The 21,108-nt window shown below is 64.4% G+C and carries 22 protein-coding genes; 11 read left to right on the forward strand and 11 right to left on the reverse strand.

The window, feature by feature from the left end; translation table 11 throughout:
* Position 1: 1 nt before the first annotated feature.
* Together SO180_RS16905 and SO180_RS16910 are read left to right on the forward strand one after the other, a co-directional pair.
* On the forward strand, positions 2 to 757 hold the full coding sequence (locus SO180_RS16905; protein WP_449379960.1) for a vWA domain-containing protein: 756 nt from the start codon (positions 2 to 4) through the stop codon (positions 755 to 757).
* Between the two features lie 67 nt (positions 758 to 824).
* Positions 825 to 1,550, forward strand: a complete 726-nt coding sequence (locus SO180_RS16910; RefSeq protein ID WP_449379961.1) for a DnaJ domain-containing protein — start codon at positions 825 to 827, stop codon at positions 1,548 to 1,550.
* 241 nt (positions 1,551 to 1,791) lie between these two features.
* On the opposite strand, the gene SO180_RS16915 is transcribed toward SO180_RS16910, so the two are convergent.
* Entirely contained in the window at positions 1,792 to 3,612 is a 1,821-nt protein-coding gene (locus tag SO180_RS16915) for a serine hydrolase (RefSeq protein WP_449379962.1), read from the reverse strand.
* A 437-nt stretch (positions 3,613 to 4,049) separates the two neighbouring features.
* Between SO180_RS16915 and SO180_RS16920 the strand changes: the two genes are divergently transcribed.
* The 3 genes from SO180_RS16920 to clpA all read left to right on the forward strand — a co-directional run bounded on the left by SO180_RS16920 (position 4,050) and on the right by clpA (position 8,050).
* Entirely contained in the window at positions 4,050 to 4,388 is a 339-nt protein-coding gene (locus tag SO180_RS16920) for a phasin family protein (RefSeq protein WP_027523022.1), read from the forward strand.
* 726 nt (positions 4,389 to 5,114) lie between these two features.
* Positions 5,115 to 5,447, forward strand: coding sequence for an ATP-dependent Clp protease adapter ClpS (gene clpS / locus SO180_RS16925; protein ID WP_027523020.1), 333 nt, complete (start codon positions 5,115 to 5,117; stop codon positions 5,445 to 5,447).
* A 188-nt stretch (positions 5,448 to 5,635) separates the two neighbouring features.
* The gene (gene clpA, locus SO180_RS16930; RefSeq protein ID WP_449379963.1) at positions 5,636 to 8,050 is read left to right on the forward strand and encodes an ATP-dependent Clp protease ATP-binding subunit ClpA; all 2,415 of its coding nucleotides are present in this window, start codon (positions 5,636 to 5,638) and stop codon (positions 8,048 to 8,050) included.
* Between the two features lie 69 nt (positions 8,051 to 8,119).
* Here the strand turns inward: clpA and SO180_RS16935 are convergent, their stop codons facing one another.
* Positions 8,120 to 8,575, reverse strand: a complete 456-nt coding sequence (locus SO180_RS16935; protein ID WP_449379964.1) for a PEGA domain-containing protein — start codon at positions 8,573 to 8,575, stop codon at positions 8,120 to 8,122.
* Positions 8,576 to 8,743: 168 nt separating this feature from the next.
* A complete protein-coding gene (locus SO180_RS16940; protein WP_449379965.1) occupies positions 8,744 to 9,655 on the reverse strand; it encodes a DMT family transporter in 912 nt (303 codons plus the stop codon).
* A 180-nt stretch (positions 9,656 to 9,835) separates the two neighbouring features.
* Here SO180_RS16940 and SO180_RS16945 point away from each other — a divergent pair, with 180 nt between their 5' ends.
* The gene (locus SO180_RS16945; protein WP_449379966.1) at positions 9,836 to 10,723 is read left to right on the forward strand and encodes a helix-turn-helix transcriptional regulator; all 888 of its coding nucleotides are present in this window, start codon (positions 9,836 to 9,838) and stop codon (positions 10,721 to 10,723) included.
* An 18-nt stretch (positions 10,724 to 10,741) separates the two neighbouring features.
* Here SO180_RS16945 and SO180_RS16950 read toward each other — a convergent pair whose 3' ends face one another.
* The 4 genes from SO180_RS16950 to SO180_RS16965 all read right to left on the reverse strand — a co-directional run bounded on the left by SO180_RS16950 (position 10,742) and on the right by SO180_RS16965 (position 13,560).
* Positions 10,742 to 10,903 (reverse strand): hypothetical protein, encoded by a 162-nt coding sequence (locus tag SO180_RS16950; RefSeq protein WP_449379967.1) that lies wholly within the window; start codon positions 10,901 to 10,903, stop codon positions 10,742 to 10,744.
* Positions 10,904 to 11,010: 107 nt separating this feature from the next.
* On the reverse strand, positions 11,011 to 11,244 hold the full coding sequence (locus SO180_RS16955; protein WP_449379968.1) for a hypothetical protein: 234 nt from the start codon (positions 11,242 to 11,244) through the stop codon (positions 11,011 to 11,013).
* A gap of 195 nt (positions 11,245 to 11,439) precedes the next feature.
* Positions 11,440 to 12,591 (reverse strand): transporter substrate-binding domain-containing protein, encoded by a 1,152-nt coding sequence (locus SO180_RS16960; protein WP_449379969.1) that lies wholly within the window; start codon positions 12,589 to 12,591, stop codon positions 11,440 to 11,442.
* Positions 12,592 to 12,606: 15 nt separating this feature from the next.
* Positions 12,607 to 13,560, reverse strand: coding sequence for an AraC-like ligand-binding domain-containing protein (locus tag SO180_RS16965; RefSeq protein WP_449379970.1), 954 nt, complete (start codon positions 13,558 to 13,560; stop codon positions 12,607 to 12,609).
* Between the two features lie 174 nt (positions 13,561 to 13,734).
* Between SO180_RS16965 and SO180_RS16970 the strand changes: the two genes are divergently transcribed.
* Entirely contained in the window at positions 13,735 to 14,751 is a 1,017-nt protein-coding gene (locus SO180_RS16970) for a carbon-nitrogen hydrolase family protein (protein ID WP_449379971.1), read from the forward strand.
* Between the two features lie 31 nt (positions 14,752 to 14,782).
* Here SO180_RS16970 and SO180_RS16975 read toward each other — a convergent pair whose 3' ends face one another.
* Positions 14,783 to 15,430, reverse strand: a complete 648-nt coding sequence (locus tag SO180_RS16975; protein ID WP_449379972.1) for an HAD family hydrolase — start codon at positions 15,428 to 15,430, stop codon at positions 14,783 to 14,785.
* Between the two features lie 141 nt (positions 15,431 to 15,571).
* On the opposite strand from SO180_RS16975, the gene SO180_RS16980 reads away from it, so the two are divergent.
* The 4 genes from SO180_RS16980 to tsaA all read left to right on the forward strand — a co-directional run bounded on the left by SO180_RS16980 (position 15,572) and on the right by tsaA (position 18,428).
* Positions 15,572 to 16,543 carry a transglycosylase SLT domain-containing protein gene (locus SO180_RS16980; RefSeq protein WP_449379973.1) on the forward strand — a complete coding sequence of 324 codons (972 nt, stop codon included), beginning with the start codon at positions 15,572 to 15,574 and terminating at the stop codon, positions 16,541 to 16,543.
* Positions 16,544 to 16,676: 133 nt separating this feature from the next.
* Positions 16,677 to 17,417, forward strand: a complete 741-nt coding sequence (locus tag SO180_RS16985; RefSeq protein WP_449379974.1) for an AzlC family ABC transporter permease — start codon at positions 16,677 to 16,679, stop codon at positions 17,415 to 17,417.
* The gene (locus SO180_RS16990) at positions 17,414 to 17,758 is read left to right on the forward strand and encodes an AzlD domain-containing protein (RefSeq protein ID WP_449379975.1); all 345 of its coding nucleotides are present in this window, start codon (positions 17,414 to 17,416) and stop codon (positions 17,756 to 17,758) included. Before SO180_RS16985 ends, SO180_RS16990 begins: the two co-directional genes overlap by 4 nt.
* Before the next feature lie 178 nt (positions 17,759 to 17,936).
* Entirely contained in the window at positions 17,937 to 18,428 is a 492-nt protein-coding gene (tsaA, locus tag SO180_RS16995) for a tRNA (N6-threonylcarbamoyladenosine(37)-N6)-methyltransferase TrmO (protein ID WP_449379976.1), read from the forward strand.
* A gap of 34 nt (positions 18,429 to 18,462) precedes the next feature.
* Here tsaA and SO180_RS17000 read toward each other — a convergent pair whose 3' ends face one another.
* The 3 genes from SO180_RS17000 to SO180_RS17010 form a co-directional block, all read right to left on the reverse strand.
* A complete protein-coding gene (locus SO180_RS17000) occupies positions 18,463 to 18,888 on the reverse strand; it encodes an HIT family protein (protein ID WP_449379977.1) in 426 nt (141 codons plus the stop codon).
* 50 nt (positions 18,889 to 18,938) lie between these two features.
* Positions 18,939 to 20,180: a GNAT family N-acetyltransferase gene (locus tag SO180_RS17005; protein WP_449379978.1), complete on the reverse strand. Its 1,242-nt coding sequence runs from the start codon at positions 20,178 to 20,180 to the stop codon at positions 18,939 to 18,941.
* Positions 20,181 to 20,358: 178 nt separating this feature from the next.
* A complete protein-coding gene (locus SO180_RS17010; protein ID WP_449379979.1) occupies positions 20,359 to 21,105 on the reverse strand; it encodes a glycerophosphodiester phosphodiesterase in 747 nt (248 codons plus the stop codon).
* Between the last annotated feature and the right edge of the window lie 3 nt (positions 21,106 to 21,108).

Raw genomic sequence — 21,108 nt, forward strand, 5'->3', positions numbered from 1 at the left:
GATGTCCGGCGAACCGACCAAACCACGCAGCGGCGATGCCGTGTCGGCGCGGGCCGAGGCCGACGAGAGGTTGCCGCAGGCAAAGACCTCCACCAGCGACGACATCGCGGCCTTCGTCGCCAAGGCACGCGCGATGTCGCCGCATGCGCCCGGTGCGAAGGGCCGGTTGATTTTCGCGCTCGACGCTACGATGAGCCGGCAGCCGACCTGGGACATGGCCTGTGCGCTCCAGGCCGACATGTTCCGCGAGGCGGCAGCGCTCGGCAGCCTCGATATCCGCCTCGTCTACTACCGTGGCTTCAACGAGTGTCGTGCGACAGGATGGATCTCCGACAGCACCAAGCTCGCGCGCCTGATGAGCAAGATCGATTGCCGCGGCGGCGACACCCAGATCGGCCGGGTGCTTTCGGAGGCACGGCGCGAAGCGGCATCCTCCGGCGTACGCGCGGTGGTTTTCGTCGGCGATGCCATGGAGGAGAAGGTCGACGAGCTCTGTGCCAAGGCGGGCGAGCTCGGCATGCTCAAGGTTCCGGTCTTCGTGTTTCAGGAAGGTCATGATGCGACCGCCGAGCAGGCGTTCCGCGAGATCGCACGGCTGACCGGCGGAGCGTGGTGCAGGTTCGATCCGGGCGCGGCGGCGCAACTGCGCGAGCTCTTGCGCGCGGCAGCGGCCTACGCCGCCGGCGGCCGCGAGGCGCTGCTCAGGCTGGCCAAGACGACGAGCGGCGCGGCGAAGCTGATCGGGCAGATGAAGTGAGGCGCTAGCCGTCCGCGTCGAAACCGGCCCGCATGCTTTTTGTGACCAAGGCGACTATATTCCGATCATGCCGACCCTGATCGCAGGCGCTGTCGCCGTCGTTACCCTGTACCTGCTGTTGCAGATGTTCCGTTCCGCCAATCCGGCGGTGCTTGCGCGCGCCATCAAGGTCGGCGGCGGGGTCGTGGCGCTGGCGGTTGCTGCCTTCACGGGCCTGCGGGGCGAACTGGCGGTCGCGATCCCGCTCGGCATCTTCGGTGCCGGCCTGCTCGGCTGGACGCCGCTCGCGAACTCGACCTTCGGCAATATCGGCGGGCTGTTCGGCGGCGCGCCGCGCTCGCCTGGGCAGACCTCGCGCGTCCGCTCGCAATTTCTGGACATGCGGCTGGACCACGAATCCGGCCAGCTTGCGGGCGAGATCGTCGCCGGGTCTTATGCCGGGCGTTCGCTTGACGAGTTCGATCTTGCCGCGCTGCTTGCGATGTGCCCCGCCTTCGACGCGGAGAGCGTCGCGCTACTCGAAAGCTATCTTGACCGCCGGTTTCCCGCCTGGCGTCAGAACGCGCAGGGAGATGCGGCAGGGCGGCAGGGTCGCGCGGCGCCGAGCGGCAAAATGACGGCGGAGGAAGCCTATCAGATCCTTGGCCTGCAGCCGGGAGCGGGGCGCGAGGAGATCGGCCGGGCCCACAAGACCTTGATGAAGAAACTGCATCCCGACCAGGGGGGCTCGACGTATCTCGCTGCTCGGGTAAACGAGGCCAAGGATACTCTGCTTCGCACGCATAACGGCTAACTCCGGCAACTAACGCTACAAACGCCCGTACCGCGTCAGCTCCGTATTGCTCTGCCTGCCGTCGCCCCGATGTCGCCCGCCATTGTCAGCGTGGTCGATTCCTTGAGCGAAATCTTAACCGTAAATCGTTGACGAGAGGTTGTTGCGAAACAGTCTTCGCGCTTGTCTCAAACGACTTGCCTGAAACGACAATGCCCGCGCACCAGGCGCGGGCATCGGGATCGGATCGATTTGGTGGGCGTCAGTTGCGGACGGTGATGCAGGAGATGTCGGCACGCTTCAGCGTGCGGCAGACGGCCTCCGCCTGGTCGCGCTCGAGCCCGGCAAAGCGGGCGCGGAACAGCTTGCGATTGTCCTTGGCGACGACCTCGGTGAACGGATCGGCCTTGCTGAGCAGGCCGCGGGCCGAACTGCGGGCGGCTTCGATGCGCTGCTGCGCCTCGTTCTCGCTTTCCAGCGCGCCGACCTGCACGATCCAGCCACTATGCGCGGCGACCGGCTTGGTCGTTGCGCTCGTCTGGATCGGCTGCGGGGCCGGCTCGGCCGAGGCGAGTTTTGCGGCAGGCGCAGGCGCGGGGGCCGCGGCGCTGGAGGCCGGCAGGACGCCGAGGATGCCGTTGCCGGTGCCAAAGCCCGGCGGCTGCGGCGGCAACTCGCTGCGGGCGACTTCAGGCTTGGCGATGACCTCCGGCTTGTTGACGACGTCAGCCTTGGCGACGACGGCGCCGGAGGTTTCCGCGACTTCGGCACGCGCGCTGGAGATCGTGTTGGTGATCGGCGGTGCCGGCTGCGACGGGGCCGCGGAGGCGATCTTCACGGCGCCGGCCTTGACCTGAACCGTCTTTACCTTGACCGGCTTCATGGGTTCGGAGGAGCCCGGAATGATCGAGAGCGGCTGGCTCGAGATCACGCCATTGGTCAACGGCGCGGGTTCGACCTTGGATTCGACTACCTTGGGCTCCGGCTTGGCGGCCGGCGGCATGGCCGCGGTAGCGGCCGCAAGAGTGGCGAGGCGTGAGGCGGGGCGCGGCGCGGGCGCTTCGGGGGCGGGGGCTGCGGCGGCCTGGGCCTGCGGTGCTGCACGCGCTGGCGTGTCGGAGGCATCGGCGACGTCGGTGCTGGTGTCGGCGCCATTGCGCTCGGTGATGGCGGCCACGGTGCGGCTGCTGGCGCCCTTCTCGAGGTTCTCTGCGAGCAGGTTGCGCATGATGGCGTCGCGTGAGCCGCCGCTGCGGCCGCCCAGGACCACGCCGACCAGGAAGTGGTTGCCGCGGTGAATCGAGCTGACGAGATTGAAGCCGGAGGCGCGGGTATAGCCGGTCTTGATGCCGTCGACGCCCTCGACACTGCCGAGCAGGTGATTGTGGCCCGTGATCGTCCGGCCGCGGAAATTGAACGCCGTGGTCGAGAAGTAGCGATAGTAGCGCGGGAAGCGATCCTGGATCGCACGGCCAAGCGTGGCCTGGTCGCGCGCCGTCGTGTTCTGTTCGTCGTTGGGAAGGCCCGAGGCGTTGCGATAGACCGTCCTGGACATGCCGAGCGCACGCGCCTTGCGCGTCATCATCTGGGCGAAATCGTCCTCGGTGCCGCCGATATATTCGGCGATGACGACCGCGGCGTCGTTGGCGGAACGGGTGACGAGGCCCTTGATCGCGTCCTCGACCCGGATGGTCTGGCCGGGGCGCAAGCCCAGCTTGGTGGGATCCTGGTCGGCAGCGTGTTCGGATACGGGCATCTCGGTGTCGAGCTTGACCTTGCCGGACTCCAGACGCTCGAACAGCAAATAGAGTGTCATGATCTTGGTGAGCGAAGCGGGGTGACGAATCCCGTCGGGGCTCGTCGCTTGCAGCGTCGTGCCGGAATTGCCGTCGACGATGATCGAGGCGAATTGCGGGCTATAGCTCTCGCCGGAGTCGCGATGCACGCGGTGCGCATAATGCCTGCCGCGATGGCGCCGCGCCTCGGCAGCATCGGTCGTGAAGATGACTGCGGTGGTGACTGTAAGAAGCCCGAAAACCCCAGCCCGCGCCAAGCGCGAGGATGACCAGTTCTTACGAAGCATGAAACCCCGTCCCCGTTTCTGACTTGATCACCGGTTCGTTAGGCAAAATTGTGCCCTCCAGATCCGGGACCATGACCTGCTTAAGCCGCCAATCCGCCGGCGCTCATCGCCGGCAATCGAGGCTCAAACCGCTGTTCTGGCTAAGGCGATGTTCGCAAACGGCTTTTGACCGCCTGTCGGAAGCTGAACACGTCCAGGGAATCAGGGTAGGGGCGGCCGGTTTCCAAAAGCTTAAGGAACCCTTGCGTAGATATCCGGGAATCATCTCAAGTTGCACGTATTATTGTGCGTCGCACAAAGATTCTTGACTTTTTTGTGCGTTGCACTATTTGTGGGCAGCGTCAGGCGGCCCCAAGGAGAGAACCAAGACTTGAGATATCCAAGGCTTGAGAAATCTAAGGCTTCCGGACGAGAGCCAGGGAAAAAAGGATTCCATGATGTTCAAGGTTGAAGACTTTCAGAACTACGGGAAAGAGCAGTTCGAGCAGTGCGTCGCCTCTGCGAGCTCGGTGCAGCACGGCCTCCAGGCGATCGCCAGCGCCTATGGCGACTACACCAAGAAGTCGTTCGAGGACACCAAGTCCTTCGTTGAGAAGCTTTCCGGCGTGAAGTCGCTGGACAAGGCGCTGGAAGCGCAGACCGATTTCGCACGCTCCGCCTACGAGACCTTCGTTGCGGAATCGCAGAAGATCGCCGGCCTCTACAACGACCTCGCCAAGCAGGCGTTCAAGCCGGTCGAGACCATCGTCTCGAAGTTCACCCCGGCCGCTCACTAACACTTCGTCAAGTCTTGGAATCGGAAGAGCCCGGCTGGTTCAGCCGGGCTTTTTTCGTGGGTGGGTTCGCGTGGGCTATTGCGAGACCCTGAGCTTGCTGAGCGCGGTATCGATCGTGTTGAAGGTCGTCACAATCTGAGGCGAGCTGGTCAGCATGCAGAACTTGCCGAGCTGCTCGCGCAGTCCCGCAGAACGGTGTCGGATCGTCGTCGACTGGAATTGTCGAAACCGTCGAGCTGTTGCTTGCGCACACTGGCTTGATGATCGCTGCGGTTCATGACATCGCCAGCGAGGTGCTTTGTCGGTGAAGAGCGGGCTGGTTAATTCGACCGTAGAAAACCGGAGGTGTGTTCGGTCCGCGGCCGCCAGGGGATTCACGCCGGGTTCCTGCCGATCGGATTTTTTTGTCAAATGGGTCCGGATTGATTAACCTTGGTCAGGATCGCCAGTGACCGGGAATCGGGACCGCTGCGGCCGCATTGGTCGAGCCTTTGCACGCTTGCGGCGGGTCGGGGGCAGGCCCATATTCCTTGATGCCGTTCCGGTGAGGACCGGACCGGTCGGGAGCGGCGATCGAACAAGACGGCTCGCCTATGCGAGGCTCCGACGACGGAGCAGCGCGGCGGGCTGCCATACGCTTCCGTGGGGATTTTGAACGCCTGTGCCATGCCGCAACTAACTTCCAGCCTCGATCTGCCCACGTCAGCCGTCGCCTATGCTCCGCGGATGAGCAATGACGAGAACCGTTCTAATGGTCCGTCCGGCCCGAGCACCTCGGTCATCACCAAGGTCAAGCCCAAGACCAAGCGACCCAACCTTTACCGGGTGCTGATCCTGAACGACGACTACACTCCGATGGAGTTCGTGGTTCTCGTGCTGGAGAAGTTCTTCAACAAGGACATCGAGGCAGCGACCAAGATCATGCTGCATGTCCACCATCATGGCATCGGCGAATGCGGCGTCTTCACCTACGAGATCGCCGAGACCAAGGTCACACAGGTGATGGATTTTGCCCGCAAGCACCAGCACCCGCTGCAATGCGTGATGGAAAAGAAGTAGGCGCCTCCCGAGTCCTGGGGTCACCTCCGCCCAAATCGGAACGGGTTTTGCATCGAAAATACCGCGCATGAGTCCTGTGTCGCGGAACCGCTCTTTCGCCGCGATCTTGTATAACTATATGTGACAAAGGTTGTTGTTGCCTGACCGGGCGATGGCGATCATGATGGTGGGGGCCACAGAGGACGCGAATGCCGACTTTTTCTCAAAGCCTTGAACAATCCCTGCATCGTGCGCTGGCGATCGCAAATGAGCGTCACCACCAATACGCGACGCTCGAACATCTGCTGCTGTCGCTGATCGATGACTCCGACGCAGCAGCCGTCATGCGGGCCTGCAGCGTCGATCTCGACAAGCTGCGCACCAGTCTCGTCAACTATCTTGAGACCGAATTCGAAAATCTGGTGACGGACGGAGCCGACGACGCCAAGCCGACGGCCGGTTTCCAGCGCGTGATCCAGCGCGCCGTGATTCACGTGCAGTCATCCGGTCGTGAGGAAGTGACCGGTGCGAACGTTCTGATCGCGATCTTCGCCGAGCGCGAGAGCCACGCCGCGTATTTCCTGCAAGAGCAGGACATGACGCGCTACGACGCGGTCAACTACATCAGCCACGGCATCGCCAAGCGGCCGGGCGTCTCGGAGGCGCGCCCCGTTCGCGGCGTCGACGAGGAAACCGAGACAAAGGGCAACGAGGACTCCAAGAAAAAAGGCGAGGCGCTCGAGACCTACTGCGTCAATCTCAACAAGAAGGCGCGCGACGGCAAGATCGATCCGGTGATCGGCCGCAATTCCGAGATCAACCGCGCCATCCAGGTGCTCTGCCGCCGGCAGAAGAACAACCCGTTGTTCGTGGGCGAGGCCGGTGTCGGCAAGACCGCGATCGCGGAAGGCCTTGCAAAGCGCATCGTCGACAGCGAGGTGCCGGAGGTTCTGGCGGCGGCAACCGTGTTCTCGCTCGACATGGGCACGCTGCTCGCCGGCACGCGCTATCGCGGCGACTTCGAGGAACGCCTGAAGCAGGTGCTGAAGGAGCTCGAGGCGCATCCCAACGCCATCCTGTTCATCGACGAGATCCACACCGTGATCGGTGCGGGTGCGACGTCGGGCGGCGCGATGGACGCCTCGAACCTGCTCAAGCCGGCACTCGCCTCGGGCACTATCCGCTGCATGGGCTCGACCACCTACAAGGAATACCGTCAGCATTTCGAGAAGGACCGCGCGCTGGTGCGGCGCTTCCAGAAGATCGACATCAACGAGCCGACGGTTGAGGACGCGATCGCGATCCTCAAGGGGCTGAAGCCGTACTTCGAGGACTACCACCGGCTGAAATACACCAACGAGGCCATTGAGGCCGCGGTGCAGCTCTCCTCGCGCTACATCCACGACCGCAAGCTGCCGGACAAGGCGATCGACGTGATCGACGAATCCGGTGCGGCGCAGATGCTGGTTGCCGAGAACAAGCGCAAGAAGACGATCGGCATCAAGGAGATCGAGACCACGATCGCCTCGATGGCGCGGATCCCACCGAAGAGCGTGTCGAAGGACGATGCCGAGGTGCTCAAGCATCTCGAGCAGACCTTGAAACGCGTCGTGTTCGGGCAGGACAAGGCGATCGAGTCGCTGTCCGCCTCGATCAAGCTGGCGCGTGCCGGCCTGCGCGAACCGGAGAAGCCGATCGGCTGCTACCTGTTCTCAGGGCCCACAGGCGTCGGCAAGACCGAAGTCGCAAAGCAGCTTGCCTCCAGCCTCGGCGTCGAGCTGTTGCGCTTCGATATGTCCGAATACATGGAGCGGCACACCGTGTCGCGCCTGATCGGCGCGCCTCCCGGCTATGTCGGCTTCGACCAGGGCGGTCTGCTCACCGACGGCGTCGACCAGCATCCGCATTGCGTGGTGTTGCTCGACGAGATCGAGAAGGCGCACCCCGATCTCTACAACGTGCTGCTCCAGATCATGGACCACGGCCGGCTCACCGATCACAATGGCAAGCAGGTCAACTTCCGCAACGTGATCCTGATCATGACCACGAATGCCGGCGCGGCCGACCTTGCCAGGCAGGCCTTCGGCTTCACCCGCTCCAAGCGGGAAGGCGACGACCACGAGGCGATCAACCGGCAGTTCGCGCCGGAGTTCCGCAATCGTCTCGACGCCATCGTCTCCTTCGCCCATCTCAATGCCGATGTGATCGGCATGGTGGTGGAGAAGTTCGTGCTCCAGCTCGAGGCCCAGCTCGGCGACCGCGACGTCACGATCGAGCTCTCCGAGGAGGCCAAGGCCTGGCTGATCAAGCACGGCTATGACGAGCAGATGGGCGCGCGGCCGATGGCCCGCGTGATCCAGGAGCACATCAAGAAGCCGCTCGCCGACGAGGTCCTGTTCGGCAAGCTCAAGGGCGGCGGCCATGTCCGCGTCGTGCTGGTCAAGGACGAGGCCGACGCCGAGAAGGACAAGATTGGCTTCGAGTTCGTCGAGGGCCCGGTCACGCCGAAGCAGGAGAAGCTGCCCGGCACCCGCAAGCGCCCGCCGTCAGGCAAGTCCAAGCCGGGCGGTCCCGGCGGCCCCTCCAAGGGGCCGACCTCCAAGGGGCCGCTGGTCAAGGTTTGATCGGGAGCGTCATGAATTGAAAAAGGCCGGCTGAAGAGCCGGCCTTTTTTGTCGATCTGCGGAGCAGGCTTAGGTGCCGGCTTCGGGCGCCTTCGGCGGACGCGGCTTTCTCGCAGCCGGCGCCGGCGCGCGCGGCGGCGGAGCCGAAGGCTGCATCGTGACGATGACTGGATTGGGCTTGTGGTCGGTTGCCGCGCCCGTTACCGCGTCGACGCCCATGCCCACGACACCTCCCAGCAGCAGATTGCCGGCAAAGCCGGCGGCTCCGGTGCCCGGGATGTCGCGTTGCAGCTGGACCACCTGTGACTCGTAACCCGGCTTCTGGAAGGTGATGGAAATATCGGCGTTGCGCTTGGCAACGACCGAGCATGGCGTGGTGCAGGTGGTCGGCACGTCAAGTCCCGAAACAACCGCCTCGGCGCCGGATGGTGTTGATGAAATGGCGATGTTTTCCGTCGTGCCGCGCGTGACCGACGCGCAGCCGCCCAGCATGACGCCGAGCGCCACAATTCCAAATATTCGCATGAAATGCCCCTAAAATCCCCGCCGCAAATCAAGCGCAACCAGTGCGCGAGGGCAAGTGGCAGGCATGCCAAATGGTTAAGCCACGCACAGGTTGTGCGGCGGACGCGCGGGCAGGGTGGGATGAAGCGGCGAATGCTGCCGTAGCCGTCCCCCGGGCGCAGCAGGACATCAAGCCCGCGTCGCGGCTCGCTCCAAAGTCGCGGCTCGGCTCGGCGGCAGGCGCACGAAGAGGACGACATTGCCGAGGCCAACGAGTGCCAATCCGGTGATCGACCAGGGCGACCAGGGGTAGGCCTCGAAGGCGCTGGAGACGGCGAGCGCGACCACGGGGTAGAGCACCGTCACATAAGCGGCGCGATCGGCACCCAACCGCGCCACCAGCGAGAGATAGGCGAGAAACGCCGCGATCGTGCCGATCACCGCGAGATAGAGCAGGCTGAGGAGGTAGGTGGGCGAGGGGTCGATCACGAAGGCTGCGCCTTGTGCCAGACAGAAGAGAGCGAGGAAGACCGTGCCCCACGTCATGGCCCGGGCGACGGCGTTGGGAAGGTTCGTCCCGTTCGCCGTGGCACGCAAGGAGGCGAAATTGCCGAGCGAGAAGACAAGCGCCGCGGCGAGCTGCAGCGCAACGCCGAGCGCCGTGCCGGCATCGACCGCAACGCCCGCGAACGCCTCGCCGAAAAGGAGGATGATGCCGACCATTCCCAGCAAACCGGCGCTGAGGATGCGCCGGCTCGGGCGCTCGCCCCGGAAGAGCCATTGGTTGAGCGGATTGAATATCGTGACCGTCGTGAAGATGACGGAGGCGACGCCGCTCGCGACATGGCCGATCGCGGCATAGGTGAGGATATAGTTGACGCAGAAGAGGCAGATGCCCATGGCCGCGAACCAGCCATGCTGCTGCAAGTCGACGCGCTGCAACCGCCCTGTTGCCGCAAGGCCAGCCCACATCAAGGCCGTCGCGAGAGCGAAACGCCAAAGGATCGAGATTTCCGGAGCGACGATCCCGAGCTGCAGCTTGATCGCGAACCAGGTGAAGCCCCAGGCAAGGACGACGGTGATGAAGAGCAGAGCGGTCATGGCACTCGATCGTTGGAGTCCGCGATCCCTAGTCCGGCTCTTGCTAGCTTGTCTGTCGCAACGCTGCCTGTTCTTGTCAGGATCTTGCTCCAAAAGCGCGGCGTCCGAGGCGCCTGACGTTGTGGCGCGATGGCTCTTTTGCTCTAATCGGACGCGTCTTCAACCGCCATACGGCTAGCGATGTCCGGTCTCCAGGGATTCACCGTCTTCGACTGCCTCAAGGGTGCCCATGTGTCGTTGCGGAGCGCCGTCGCGCTCGGCGGCGGCCTGGCGGTGGCATTGTGGGAGCGCGACGAGACGGCCTTCACGCGCTACGCCGCGCCCAACCATCACACGATTAGCCTTTATCTGCGTGGCGGCGAAGGCATCTATCGTCGTCGCGACGGGGAGCGCATCGGCAGTCACGGCGCCGGCAGCCTCTGCACCATGCCGCGCGGTCTCACCAGCGATTGGGACGTCAGCGGTCCCATCGCCATGTTCCACCTTTATGTCGCGCGCGCGGCCTTCGAGCGCGCCGCCGTGGAGGCGCTTCACGCCGATCCTGCCGCCATCGACCTGCGCGATGAGACGTATTTTCGCGATCCCCACATCGAGACGTTGATACGCCAGGCCATGCTGCCTCTTGCCTGGGATGAGCCGGCGGAGCGGGTGACGCTTGGCCATGCCGCGCAGACGCTCCTTGCCTATGTGGTCGCGCGCCTCACCACGCGTGGTCCGGCAGCGCTGCGGACGCGTGGCGGTATCCCGCCGGCGCGACTGCGACGCATCACCGACTTTGTCGAAACCCATCTCGACCGGCCACTCGGCATCGAGGATCTTGCTGGGGTCGCCGAGCTCAGCCCGTATTATTTCGCGCGCATGTTCAAGCGTGCCACGGGTGAAACCCCGCACGGCTTTGTTTTACGCCGTCGTATCGAGCGCGCGAAGCAACTGTTGGCGACAGTCGATATTCCACTTGCCGAGGTCGCGCTCGCCTGCGGGTTCAGCAGCCAGAGTCACTTCACGCAGCGCTTCCGTGCCTTGAGTGGCATGACGCCGCGCCAATACACGCGCATGCTGAAAGGTTGAGCCGAAGTGGAGAGGCTGCTACCAGCGCGCCGTCGCCTTGCCGAAGACGTAGAGCGTGATCAGACCCGCAGTGACCGCCGTCGAGAAGATCAGGACATTGCGATCCCAATCGATCCGCGTCCTGTCCTCTCGGTTGAGCCGGAGGGCGGTGAACAGTGCCTTCATGGCAAATCGGCGCATCGACGATCCTCGCGCGTGCACCATGGCACGTTCGGGAAACCTCGGCTTGACGCACGTCAATGCGTGACGCGCAACCGTGCGAAACGACCGGCTGCACGCGATATCAGCTAGCCGCCCCAATTCTTGTAGGGGCTGTCATACGTCGCATCGGGTTGATAGCTCGGCGCGTACAGATAGGGGGCCGGCGCCCGAGGCGGCGCATAGCCATAGCTCGACATGGGATCCCTGAACACGCGAGCGGCAGGGTCAACGGCATAGTGCCGGTGCGTGTGATGCACCGGCGCGGCGTTGGCAGCACTCGACAACGCGATCAGAAGGCTCAAAAGCAAGATGGGACGCATTGCGTTCTCCCCGATGGAACCTGCCACCAAGCATAGGTGAGGCTCGCCTCGCGGCGCCGCAATCTCCCGCGGCTTCACGATCGGTCACATCGGCGGCATCGCGCGCGACGCTCGTATTGGATAAATTGCGTCGGTCCGCGAGGCGTCGAAAACGGCGGGGATCTGTGGTGGCTCCTCCGAGCGCGTCGGATCGGCCTAGCGCTTGCCGAACCATTCCTCGTGAATCCGCTGATACGCGTCGCTCTCGCGCAGTGCGAGAAGCGCTTCGTTCACGTGCTTGCGCAGCGGGCTGCCGGTCGGAAAGACGATGCCGTAGTCTTCCCGATGGAAGACACTGCCGACGGTCCGTGCCAATCCTCTGCCGTCGTGGGTTGTGTAATAAAGCAGCGCAGGTGAATCGAAGACGACCGCGTCGACCTCCTGGTCCAGCAGGGCCTTGTAGAGGTCATCGACTTTATCGAATTCGCGGACCTCGGCCTTGACCTCGTTCAGATAGAGTGTGGCCGTGCTTCCCCGTGTCGTGCCGACGCGCTTGCCGACGAGATCCTGCGGACTGTTGATCGGTCCCCTGATCTGCTGGACCGTCAGCGATGCCGTCAGTTGCGCCGTATAGAAGGCTACGAAGACCACGCCCGTGAACATCCACAACACGGCGACGATGCGAGCGATCCAGTGCCGGGGCATTTGATCCGCCTGGGTCGCCAGCGTGCCTGCAGCCCAAAACATCGCATGGAAGATTCCCGGAAAATACCGGCTGGTTGGGATGATTCCGTTATGATGATGTCGCTCCACCAGGAAAATCAGATGCGCCGGAATGAGGATCAGGAGCAGCGCAATGCCAAGCCAGATCAGGAGAGTGCGGGAGAAGAAGAGCTCCACGAACTCGAGCAGCGGATTCGGCTCGACATTGGCGGCGGTACCGCGCACCAGGATCTGCAGTCCCGAATTCAGGATCGGTTGGGAGAAGTCGAACCTGTTCTCCCGCTCGGATGTGATCGAGATGGCTGCGATTCCGAGATCTGCCCGCCCGCTTTCCACGGCCGCAAGCAACTCAGCGACGTCGGGCGTGATGACGTACTCGGTCTCGCGATGCAGCCGCTCCGCAATGCCGTTCCAGAGCTCAACGCTGAAGCCGCTCAGGGTGCCGTTCTTCTCGATGACCAAGGGAGGCACTATTCGAGTCGCGACCCGGAGCTTGGTGGTCTCCAGCTTGGTGGTCCCCTCCTGGGCCATGGAGCCGGAGGTGCAGACAAAAAGTGCCAACGCCAGCGCAGCGCTGCGCACGAGCGTCAGGATCAGCCGGACGGTCCTTGTGCGAAAACGGACCGCAAGATTGGCGCAAAGCATCAAATCATTTCCAGTCTAGTGCGGCAATTGGCTCTGCCGGAAGTCGCGCGGCGACATTCCGAAATGCTCGCGAAAGACGCGACCGAAATGCGAAAGGTCGTTGAAGCCCCAGGCGAACGCAATCTCGCCGACCTGACGGCCTGCGAGCGCGGGCGAGGCGAGATCGCGCCTGCATTGGGCAAGCCGCTCTGCGAGCACATAGCGCTGGAATGAGGTGTGCTCCCGGCTGAGGAGATCGTTGACATAGCGCGGCGAGATGCCCAGCGCGGCTGCGGTATCCGACAACGACAGATCGGGCTCGGCGAGATGACTGCGGATATGCATCTTCAGCCGGTAGAGTAGGGCCGAGCGATGCGTCGAGGAGGGCAGTGACGTCTTGCCGAGCCGTTCGCTCAGCGCCATGGCGACGAGATCGACCGCCTGCTCGGAGAGCGCGACGGCATGCTGCGGATCAATCTGATCGGCGGTGTGGCAAAGCTTGAAGATGAAATCGTAAGCGAGCATTTGCAGCGGTGCGTCGCCGAACGATATCGCCGTTAGAGCCTCGGTGGCTCCGAGGCGCCGCTGTAGCATTTCGCGTGGCACCTTGAAGATGGTCTGCGTGAAGGCGTGATCGAACTTCAGCTCATAGGGCCGTGTGGTGTCGTAGAGGGCGAATTCGCCGGGATGGATCACGGTCTCGCGGCCATCCTGCACCACGCCGCCGACGCCCTGATTGCCCAGCGCGATCAGGACGAAGTCGAGATCCGAGCGGGCGATCCGTGACGGCGTGCGGAAGACGTGCTGACGGTCCGAGCAGACATCCGAACAGACCGCGCGCCCAAGGGAGGCTTGTGTCACCGAGCCGCGGAAGGCGCTGCCGAGATCCGACTTGCAGTCGAGCTCGACGAAGACGTCGCAGACGATGTCCTGCCAGAGCGCCAGGCGCCGGTGGCCGGGGCTGCCGTCCGTCGTGAACTGGATGGTCATCGGCAGGCCTTCCTTTCACATACCACGCCGTCGTCCCGGTCGAATTTTCATGCCATGGCGGTCGAGCAGGCGTCGTCCGGCCGTGGCTCAATAGACTGCGTCGGAAGATTGCATCGGACTTGGGCCTTCGATCAACTGGAAAGCGGCCCTGTCCCAGGGAGCATGGAGGCGGGAATGGGCATCGAACATCCGAAATACAGGGTCGCGGTGGTGCAGGCGGCGCCGGCCTGGCTCGACCTTGATGCGTCGGTCGACAAGTCGATCGCGCTGATCGAGGAGGCCGCAGGAAAGGGTGCGAAGCTAATCGCTTTCCCGGAGGTGTTCATCCCCGGATACCCCTGGCATATCTGGCTGGACTCGCCGGCCTGGTCGATCGGCCGCGGCTTCGTGCAGCGCTATTTCGACAATTCGCTCGCCTACGACAGCCCGCAGGCCGAAAAGCTGCGGCAGGCCGTGCGCAGAGCCGGCCTGACCGCGGTCATCGGGCTCTCCGAGCGCGACGGCGGCAGCCTCTACATCGCGCAATGGCTGATCGGACCTGATGGCGAGACCATTGCAAAGCGTCGCAAGCTGAGGCCGACCCACGCCGAGCGCACCGTCTATGGCGAAGGCGACGGCAGCGATCTTGCCGTCCACGACCGCTCCGACATCGGACGGCTCGGCGCGCTGTGCTGCTGGGAGCATCTCCAGCCGCTGTCGAAATACGCGATGTACGCCCAGAACGAGCAGGTGCATGTGGCGTCCTGGCCGAGCTTCTCGCTCTATGATCCTTTCGCGCCCGCCTTGGGAGCAGAGGTGAACAACGCCGCGTCGCGCGTCTATGCGGTGGAGGGCTCGTGCTTCGTGCTTGCGCCTTGCGCGACCGTCTCTCAGGCGATGATCGATGAGCTCTGCGACCGGCCGGACAAGCATGCGCTGTTGCATGCCGGTGGCGGCTTTGCCGCGATCTACGGCCCCGACGGCAGCCAGATCGGCGACAAGCTGGCGCCGGATCAGGAAGGGCTTCTGGTCGCAGAGATCGATCTCGGCGCCATCGGCGTCGCCAAGAACGCCGCCGATCCGGCCGGGCACTATTCGCGGCCCGACGTGACGCGGCTCTTGCTCAACAAGAGGCCGTATAAGCGGGTCGAGCAGTTCGCGCTGCCGGTCGACAGCGTCGAGCCTGCGGATATCGCGGCGGCAGCGAGCTGACCGGCGGATCGCGATCGTCAGTGCCTGACGTTCACGCGGCGCGCGTCGCGCAATGGGCGAGCAGCTCGGGATGCGCGGCGCAGATATGATGCGCCCCGGCCTCCCTGAGCTCAGCCTCGCTGCCATAGCCATAGAGCACGCCGATGGACGTCATGCCGTTCCTCCGGGCGCCGACCACGTCGTGGCTGCGGTCGCCGATCATGACAGCCGTTTGCGGATCGACCCTGGCGGTGTCGAGCGCGTAAGCCAGGAGGTCGCCCTTGTCGACGCGCGTGCCGTCGAGCTCGGATCCGAACACCTGCTCGAAATAACGCTTGAGGCCGAAATGATCGACGATCCGGGTCGCGTACACCGCCGGCTTGCTGGTCGCCACGAACATGCGCGCACCCGTCGCAGAGAGCGCGGACAGGGTCTCCTCGATCCCGGAATACGCCTCGTTCTCGAACAGACCGATATCGGCAAAGCGCTCGCGATAGAGCAGCAGCGCCCGGTCGGCGAGCTCGTCGGTTCCGGTGAGCTTCTTGAGGCTCGCATGCAGCGGCGGCCCGATGCACCAGGTCAAATCGTCTTCGCTCGGGACGTGCTGTCCGAGCCGTTCCAGCGCATACTGGATCGAGCGGGTGATCCCCGGCTTCGGATCGGTCAGCGTGCCGTCGAGATCAAAATAGATTGTTGCCATTCCGCCCCGGCCTGCGTTGATTATGCCGCCAGTTGCTAGTTGGCTTGGCCTTGGAGTTCAAGTGCCTTGGAGTTCAAGTGCCTTGAAGTTCAAGGGCCTTGGAGTTCAAGCCGATCTGCCCGATATCGCCGGTACCTGCCAATGACACGAGCCCGATATGCGCTCTGCCAGGCCGCCGCCTCGCTGTTCTTGGTTGCGCCGGCGGCGGCCTGGGACAATTCGCCAGCGAAGACTGACGTCGCCGTGCCGAGCGTCGAGGAGCTCGCGATGCCGCCGGCAAAGCCCGCGGAGGCGGCGCGCGAGAGCGACACGCGGGAATCGATCTGCCTGATCATCGAGGCGGCGGCGCGCGATGCCAGCCTGCCGCTCGAATTCTTTGCCCGCGTGATCTGGCAGGAGAGCCGGTTCCAGAGCGACGCGGTCGGCCCGGTGACGCGCAGCGGTGAGCGCGCGCAGGGCATCGCGCAGTTCATGCCGGGCACCGCGAGCGAGCGCGGGCTGCTTGATCCCTTCAATCCGGTGCAGGCGCTGCCGAAATCGGCGGAATTCCTGAACGAGCTGCGCAGCCAGTTCGGCAATCTCGGGCTTGCGGCGGCCGCCTACAATGCCGGTCCCCGCCGCGTGCTGGAGTGGCTCGCCGGCACCGGCGGCATGCCCGAGCAGACGCGCAACTACGTCGTCGCCATCACCGGCTCGACAGTCGAGGACTGGAAGGCGGCCGGGCGCGGCGGCAAGACGCTGCAAAGCTCACCGCCGACGAGCTGCCGCGAACTGATGGCGCTGCTCAAGCGCGCGCCCAACCCGTTCGTCGCCGGGCTCGAGCAGCACGTCGAGCTTGCCGCCGCGAAGATCTGGGGCGTGCAGCTCGCCGCCGGCTTCGACCGCAACAAGGCGCTCGCGATGTATTCCCGCGCGGTCACGCGCCTGAGCTCGGTGGTCGGCGATCGCGACCCGAGCTTGCTTTCCTCGGTGATGCGCAGCCGCGGCACCCACACCTTCTATCAGGTGCGCATCGGTGCCGATACGCGGCCAGAGGCGGATGATCTCTGCAACCGCATCCGTAGAGCCGGCGGTGCCTGCTTCGTGCTGAAGAACAGGGGCGTTACGGGGTAGGGGCTTCCGGGTCGCGCTCGGAATGACGGGCGGTTGGTGCGCGTGCATGCCAGCCCCGCCGCCTGGTTCCTTGACGTGACGCTTCGTATTGCCCGTTATGCAGGCACGATTCCTCTCCCGACCAAGTCTCTCCGTGGCGCTTCCTCCGCTCGATTCACCTGAATGGCACAGTGCCTTCCGCGCTTTTGCGTGGGGGCTGCGCTCGATCACGCAGACCATCCTCACCGTCGTGCTGTTCGTGACCTATCTCGGCATCGGGGCGCTCGCCCACGACACGCATTTCAGCCTGGCGTGGGCGCTGGCCTCGACGCTGTTCGTCTGGGCGGGGCCGGCGCAGATCATCCTGATCACCACGCTTGGCTCCGGGGCGACCATCATCCAGTCGGCGATCGCCGTTACGGTCAGCGCCATCCGGCTGTTTCCGATGGTGGTGTCGGTCCTGCCGCTGATGCGCACGCCGACGACAAAACGGCGCGAAATGATCTTCGCGGCGCATCTCACCGCCGTGACACTGTGGGTCGAATGCCATCGCTTCCTGCCGCAGGTGCCGCGCGAGCGACGCATTGCCTTCGTCCACGGGCTCGGCTGCGGCCTGGTCTCGGTGTGCCTGACTGCCAATACGGTCGGCTATTTCCTCGCCGCCAACCTCACGCAGACGCTGGGCGCGGCGATCCTGCTGCTCACGCCGTTGTCGTTCCTGTTCTCGACCGCGCGCAACAGCCGCGAGATCGCCGACGTCGTCGCGCTGGTGCTCGGGCTCGTGCTCTATCCGCTGGCCGCGAAGATGAACAGCGGCCTCGACATCCTCGTCAGCGGTGTCGTGGCGGGCACCATCGCCTATGGCGTTCATCTTTGGCGGGAGGCGCGCACATGAGTGCCTTCATCGGCGATTGGCATGCGCTTGCCGTGCTGTTCGTGGCCGGCGTTATTCCCAACCAGATATGGCGCATGCTGGGCCTGTGGTTCGGCGGCGGCATCGACGAGGGCTCGGAGCTTCTGGTCTGGGTGAGGGCGGTGGCGACCGCGATCCTGGCCGGCGTCATCGCCCAGATCGTGGTCCAGCCGCCGGGCGCGCTCGCCAGCGTGCCGGACGTGCTACGCTATGGCGCGGTGGTTGCGGGCTTCATCGTCTTCATGCTGACACGCCGCTCGATCTTTGCCGGCGTCGTCACCGGCGAGCTGTTCATGCTGGCCGGCAGGTGGTGGCTGGGGTAGCTGCTGCTCCTCATGGTGAGGAGGCCGCGGAGCGGCCGTCTCGAACCATGCAGCCCCGGCTGGTGGCCTTCATCCTTCGAGACGCGCGTTCCGCGCTCCTCAGGATGAGGGGAGAGAGCCGTGTTTGCCGCAGCGCGCTGATCGGTTAGACTCTGCTCGAACAGCAAGGAACAGAAAAATGGTTCGCGAAAATGAGCTCCGCGAAGGCGAGGTCGCGATCGAGCTGCCGGCGACGCAGGACGCCGGCCTGGTCTTCATCGGCCGGATCCGCACGCCCTGGACCTCGCGGCTGGAGACGCCGCGGCAGGGGCGGCATGACGGCCCCGTGTGCCGGCTGGAGATTTTTGAGCCCTTCGTGCCGGCGATCAAGGGCGTCGATTTCTACAGCAATCTCGAAGTGCTCTACTGGCTCGACCGGTCGCGTCGCGACATCATCCTGCAGAGCCCGAAGAACAACGAAAAGACCCGCGGCACGTTTTCGCTGCGTTCGCCGGTGCGGCCCAATCCGATAGGCACCTCGATCGTCAAGCTGGTCGGCATCGAGGGCAACACCATCCTGGTGCGCGGCCTCGACTGCATCGACAACACGCCGCTGATCGACATCAAGCCGGACCGCTGCGAGTTCACGCCGCTTGCCGCGCCGCAGGCCGGGGATTTCGAGACGGAGTGACGGTCTCACCGTCGTCGTTGCCGAGGGGAAGGACCTAGCCCTTCAACGCCGCGATCAGCTTCGCCGTATGCTCTTCCAGCACCTTGCCGTCTTCCTTGCGGCTCGCCGGCGGCAGCAGTGCGACGCCGTCGTGGCGCGGCATCACGTGCATGTGCAGGTGAAACACGACCTGGCCGCCGGCGGGCTCGTTGAACTGCTGCACGGTGATGCCGTCGGCATCGAACGCCTTCATCGCGGCGGCAGCGATCCTGTGCGCGCCGCGCGCGACATGGGCGTAGTCGTCGGGCTTGATGTCGAGGATATTGCGGGCCGGGGCTTTCGGGATGACGAGCGTATGGCCGGGCGAGCGCGGCATGATGTCGAGGAACGCGAGCACGTGCTCGTCCTCGTAGACCTTGTAGCAGGGGAATTCGCCGCGCAGGATCTTTGCGAAGATATTGTTGGGATCGTAGGCGGTCATGCGGCAGCTCCTGAAGTTGCGGCCTTACTGTCATCACCTCGAAGAAGCCGTCAAGGCGCCTCTTCGGCGCCCTTGCGGAACGGGCCCAGATCGGCGAGCTCGCGGCCGGCTTCCGCGACATAGGCGCGCTCGCGCTTGAGGTAATCGTCGATGGCCCGGCGCAGGCCTGGATCGGCGATGAAATGCGCCGAATGCGTCGTTCGCGGCAGATACCCGCGCGCGATCTTGTGCTCGCCTTGCGCGCCGGCCTCGACATGCGTCAAGCCGTGTTTGATCGCAAAGTCGATGGCCTGGTAGTAGCAGACCTCGAAATGCAGGAACGGATGATGCTCGACCGCGCCCCAGTTGCGGCCGAACAGCGTGTCCGAGCCGATGAAGTTGATGGCGCCCGCAATCCAGCGGTGATTGCGGCGGGCCATCACCAACAGCACGTCGTTGCTCATGGTCTCGCCGATCAGCGAGAAGAATTCGCGCGTCAGATACGGGCGGCCCCATTTGCGCGAGCCCGTCTCCATGTAGAACTCGAAGAACGCGTCCCAGGCCTCCTCGGTGATGTCGCTTCCGGTGAGCCAGTGGATGCTGATGCCGGCGGCAAGCGCATCGCGCCGCTCGCGCTTGATCGATTTGCGGTGGCGCGAATTCAGGGTGGCGAGGAAGTCGTCGAAGGTCGCGAAGCCATCGTTGTGCCAGTGGAACTGCTGGTCGGTCCGTTGCAGGAAGCCGTGCTCGGCGAGCAGCTTCCATTCGGCCTCGCGCGCGAAGGTGACGTGGACCGAGGAGGCCTTGCTCACCCCACACAACGCGATCAGCCCGCTCGCCAGCGCGGAGGCAATGCGCTCGCGATCAACCCCGTCGCGGATCAGAAGGCGCGGGCCGGTTGCCGGTGTGAAGGGAACCGAGACCTGCAGCTTGGGATAGTAGCGCCCGCCAGCGCGCTGATAGGCGTCGGCCCAGCCGCGGTCGAAAACGTACTCGCCCTGCGAATGCGATTTCAGATAGCAGGGCACAACGCCTGCGACGCGGCCGTTGAGCTTGGCAACGAGATGCCGTGCTCCCCAGCCGGTCCGCGCAGTTGCTGAACCCGAATTCTCCGCTGCTGACAAAAAGGCATGGGAGACGAAGGGGTTATAGGCCGGTTTTGAGAGCGCGATGGAGGCGCCGGCCAGCCCGGATGAAGTTCCCGCGTCCTTGCCGTTGCAGACACGAGCAGGATTGGCGCAGGCGTCCCAACCCTCAGCGGAAACGTCGCCAATGGAAGGCACGGCCTCGAGCGTGATTTCGGATGATGCCATCGCGTGTCTTGAAGAACCCACTAGCCGAAGATCGTGCATTGCAGCAGCGACTTCAAGGGGGCAGGAACTCACACCGGGGGATGAATGCTCAGGTCCATCCACGTGTCGTCCTGGCGAAAGCCAGGATCCAGGGTGAGGTTGTGGCTTTCGCCAGGACGACGTTGGGAAGGCAGACTCCCTACGGCACGAACCCCTCAAAGATCATCTGGTCTGCATATTGTCCGGCCTGCGCCCGCTGTTCCGGCGTGCGCACGGTCCAGCCGAGCAGCGCGCAGCCGAACACGTTGCGCGCGATCCATGGCGCCGGCGCCGGCAGATGATCGACCTTGAAGGCGACGAAATGCGGCTGGGTCTGAACGCCGTGGCGCAAGTACAGCATGCCGTCGCGCTGTGCCTGCGTGAGCTTTGCCCAGTACTCGTCCTCATAGGTCCGCTGCGCCACGATACCGCGCGGGCGTGACGGCAACAGCTCCCGCAGCGCCAGCACCTGGTCGGGATCGAAGGACATGCCGACGGCGGGGCCGTCATAGGAGGCCAGCACCTCCGCCATCCGCTTCACGAGCTTGCGGTCGCCGCCAAAATGGCTCTTCACCTCGATCACCAGCGGAACCCGACCGGCGACCATGGCGCAGAGGTCGGACAACGACATCATCCGCTCGGGCGTGTCCTTGAACTTGACAGCCCTGAGCTCGGCCGCGGTCTTCTTGATCAGCTCGCCCTCGTCCTCGGTCAGGCGGCCGAGCGCATGGTCGTGATGCACCATGGCCTCGCCATCGGCGGAGAGCTGGATGTCGACCTCGATGGCGAAATTGCCCGCGATCGCAGCCTGCACGGCGCCCGGCATGTTCTCGACGATACCACGTGAGATGTCATGCAGGCCGCGGTGCGCGACCGGCCGCGCCGTCAGCCAATCCGGAGCACGCACGTC

The sequence above is a fragment of the Bradyrhizobium sp. UFLA05-112 genome, assembly GCF_053572325.1.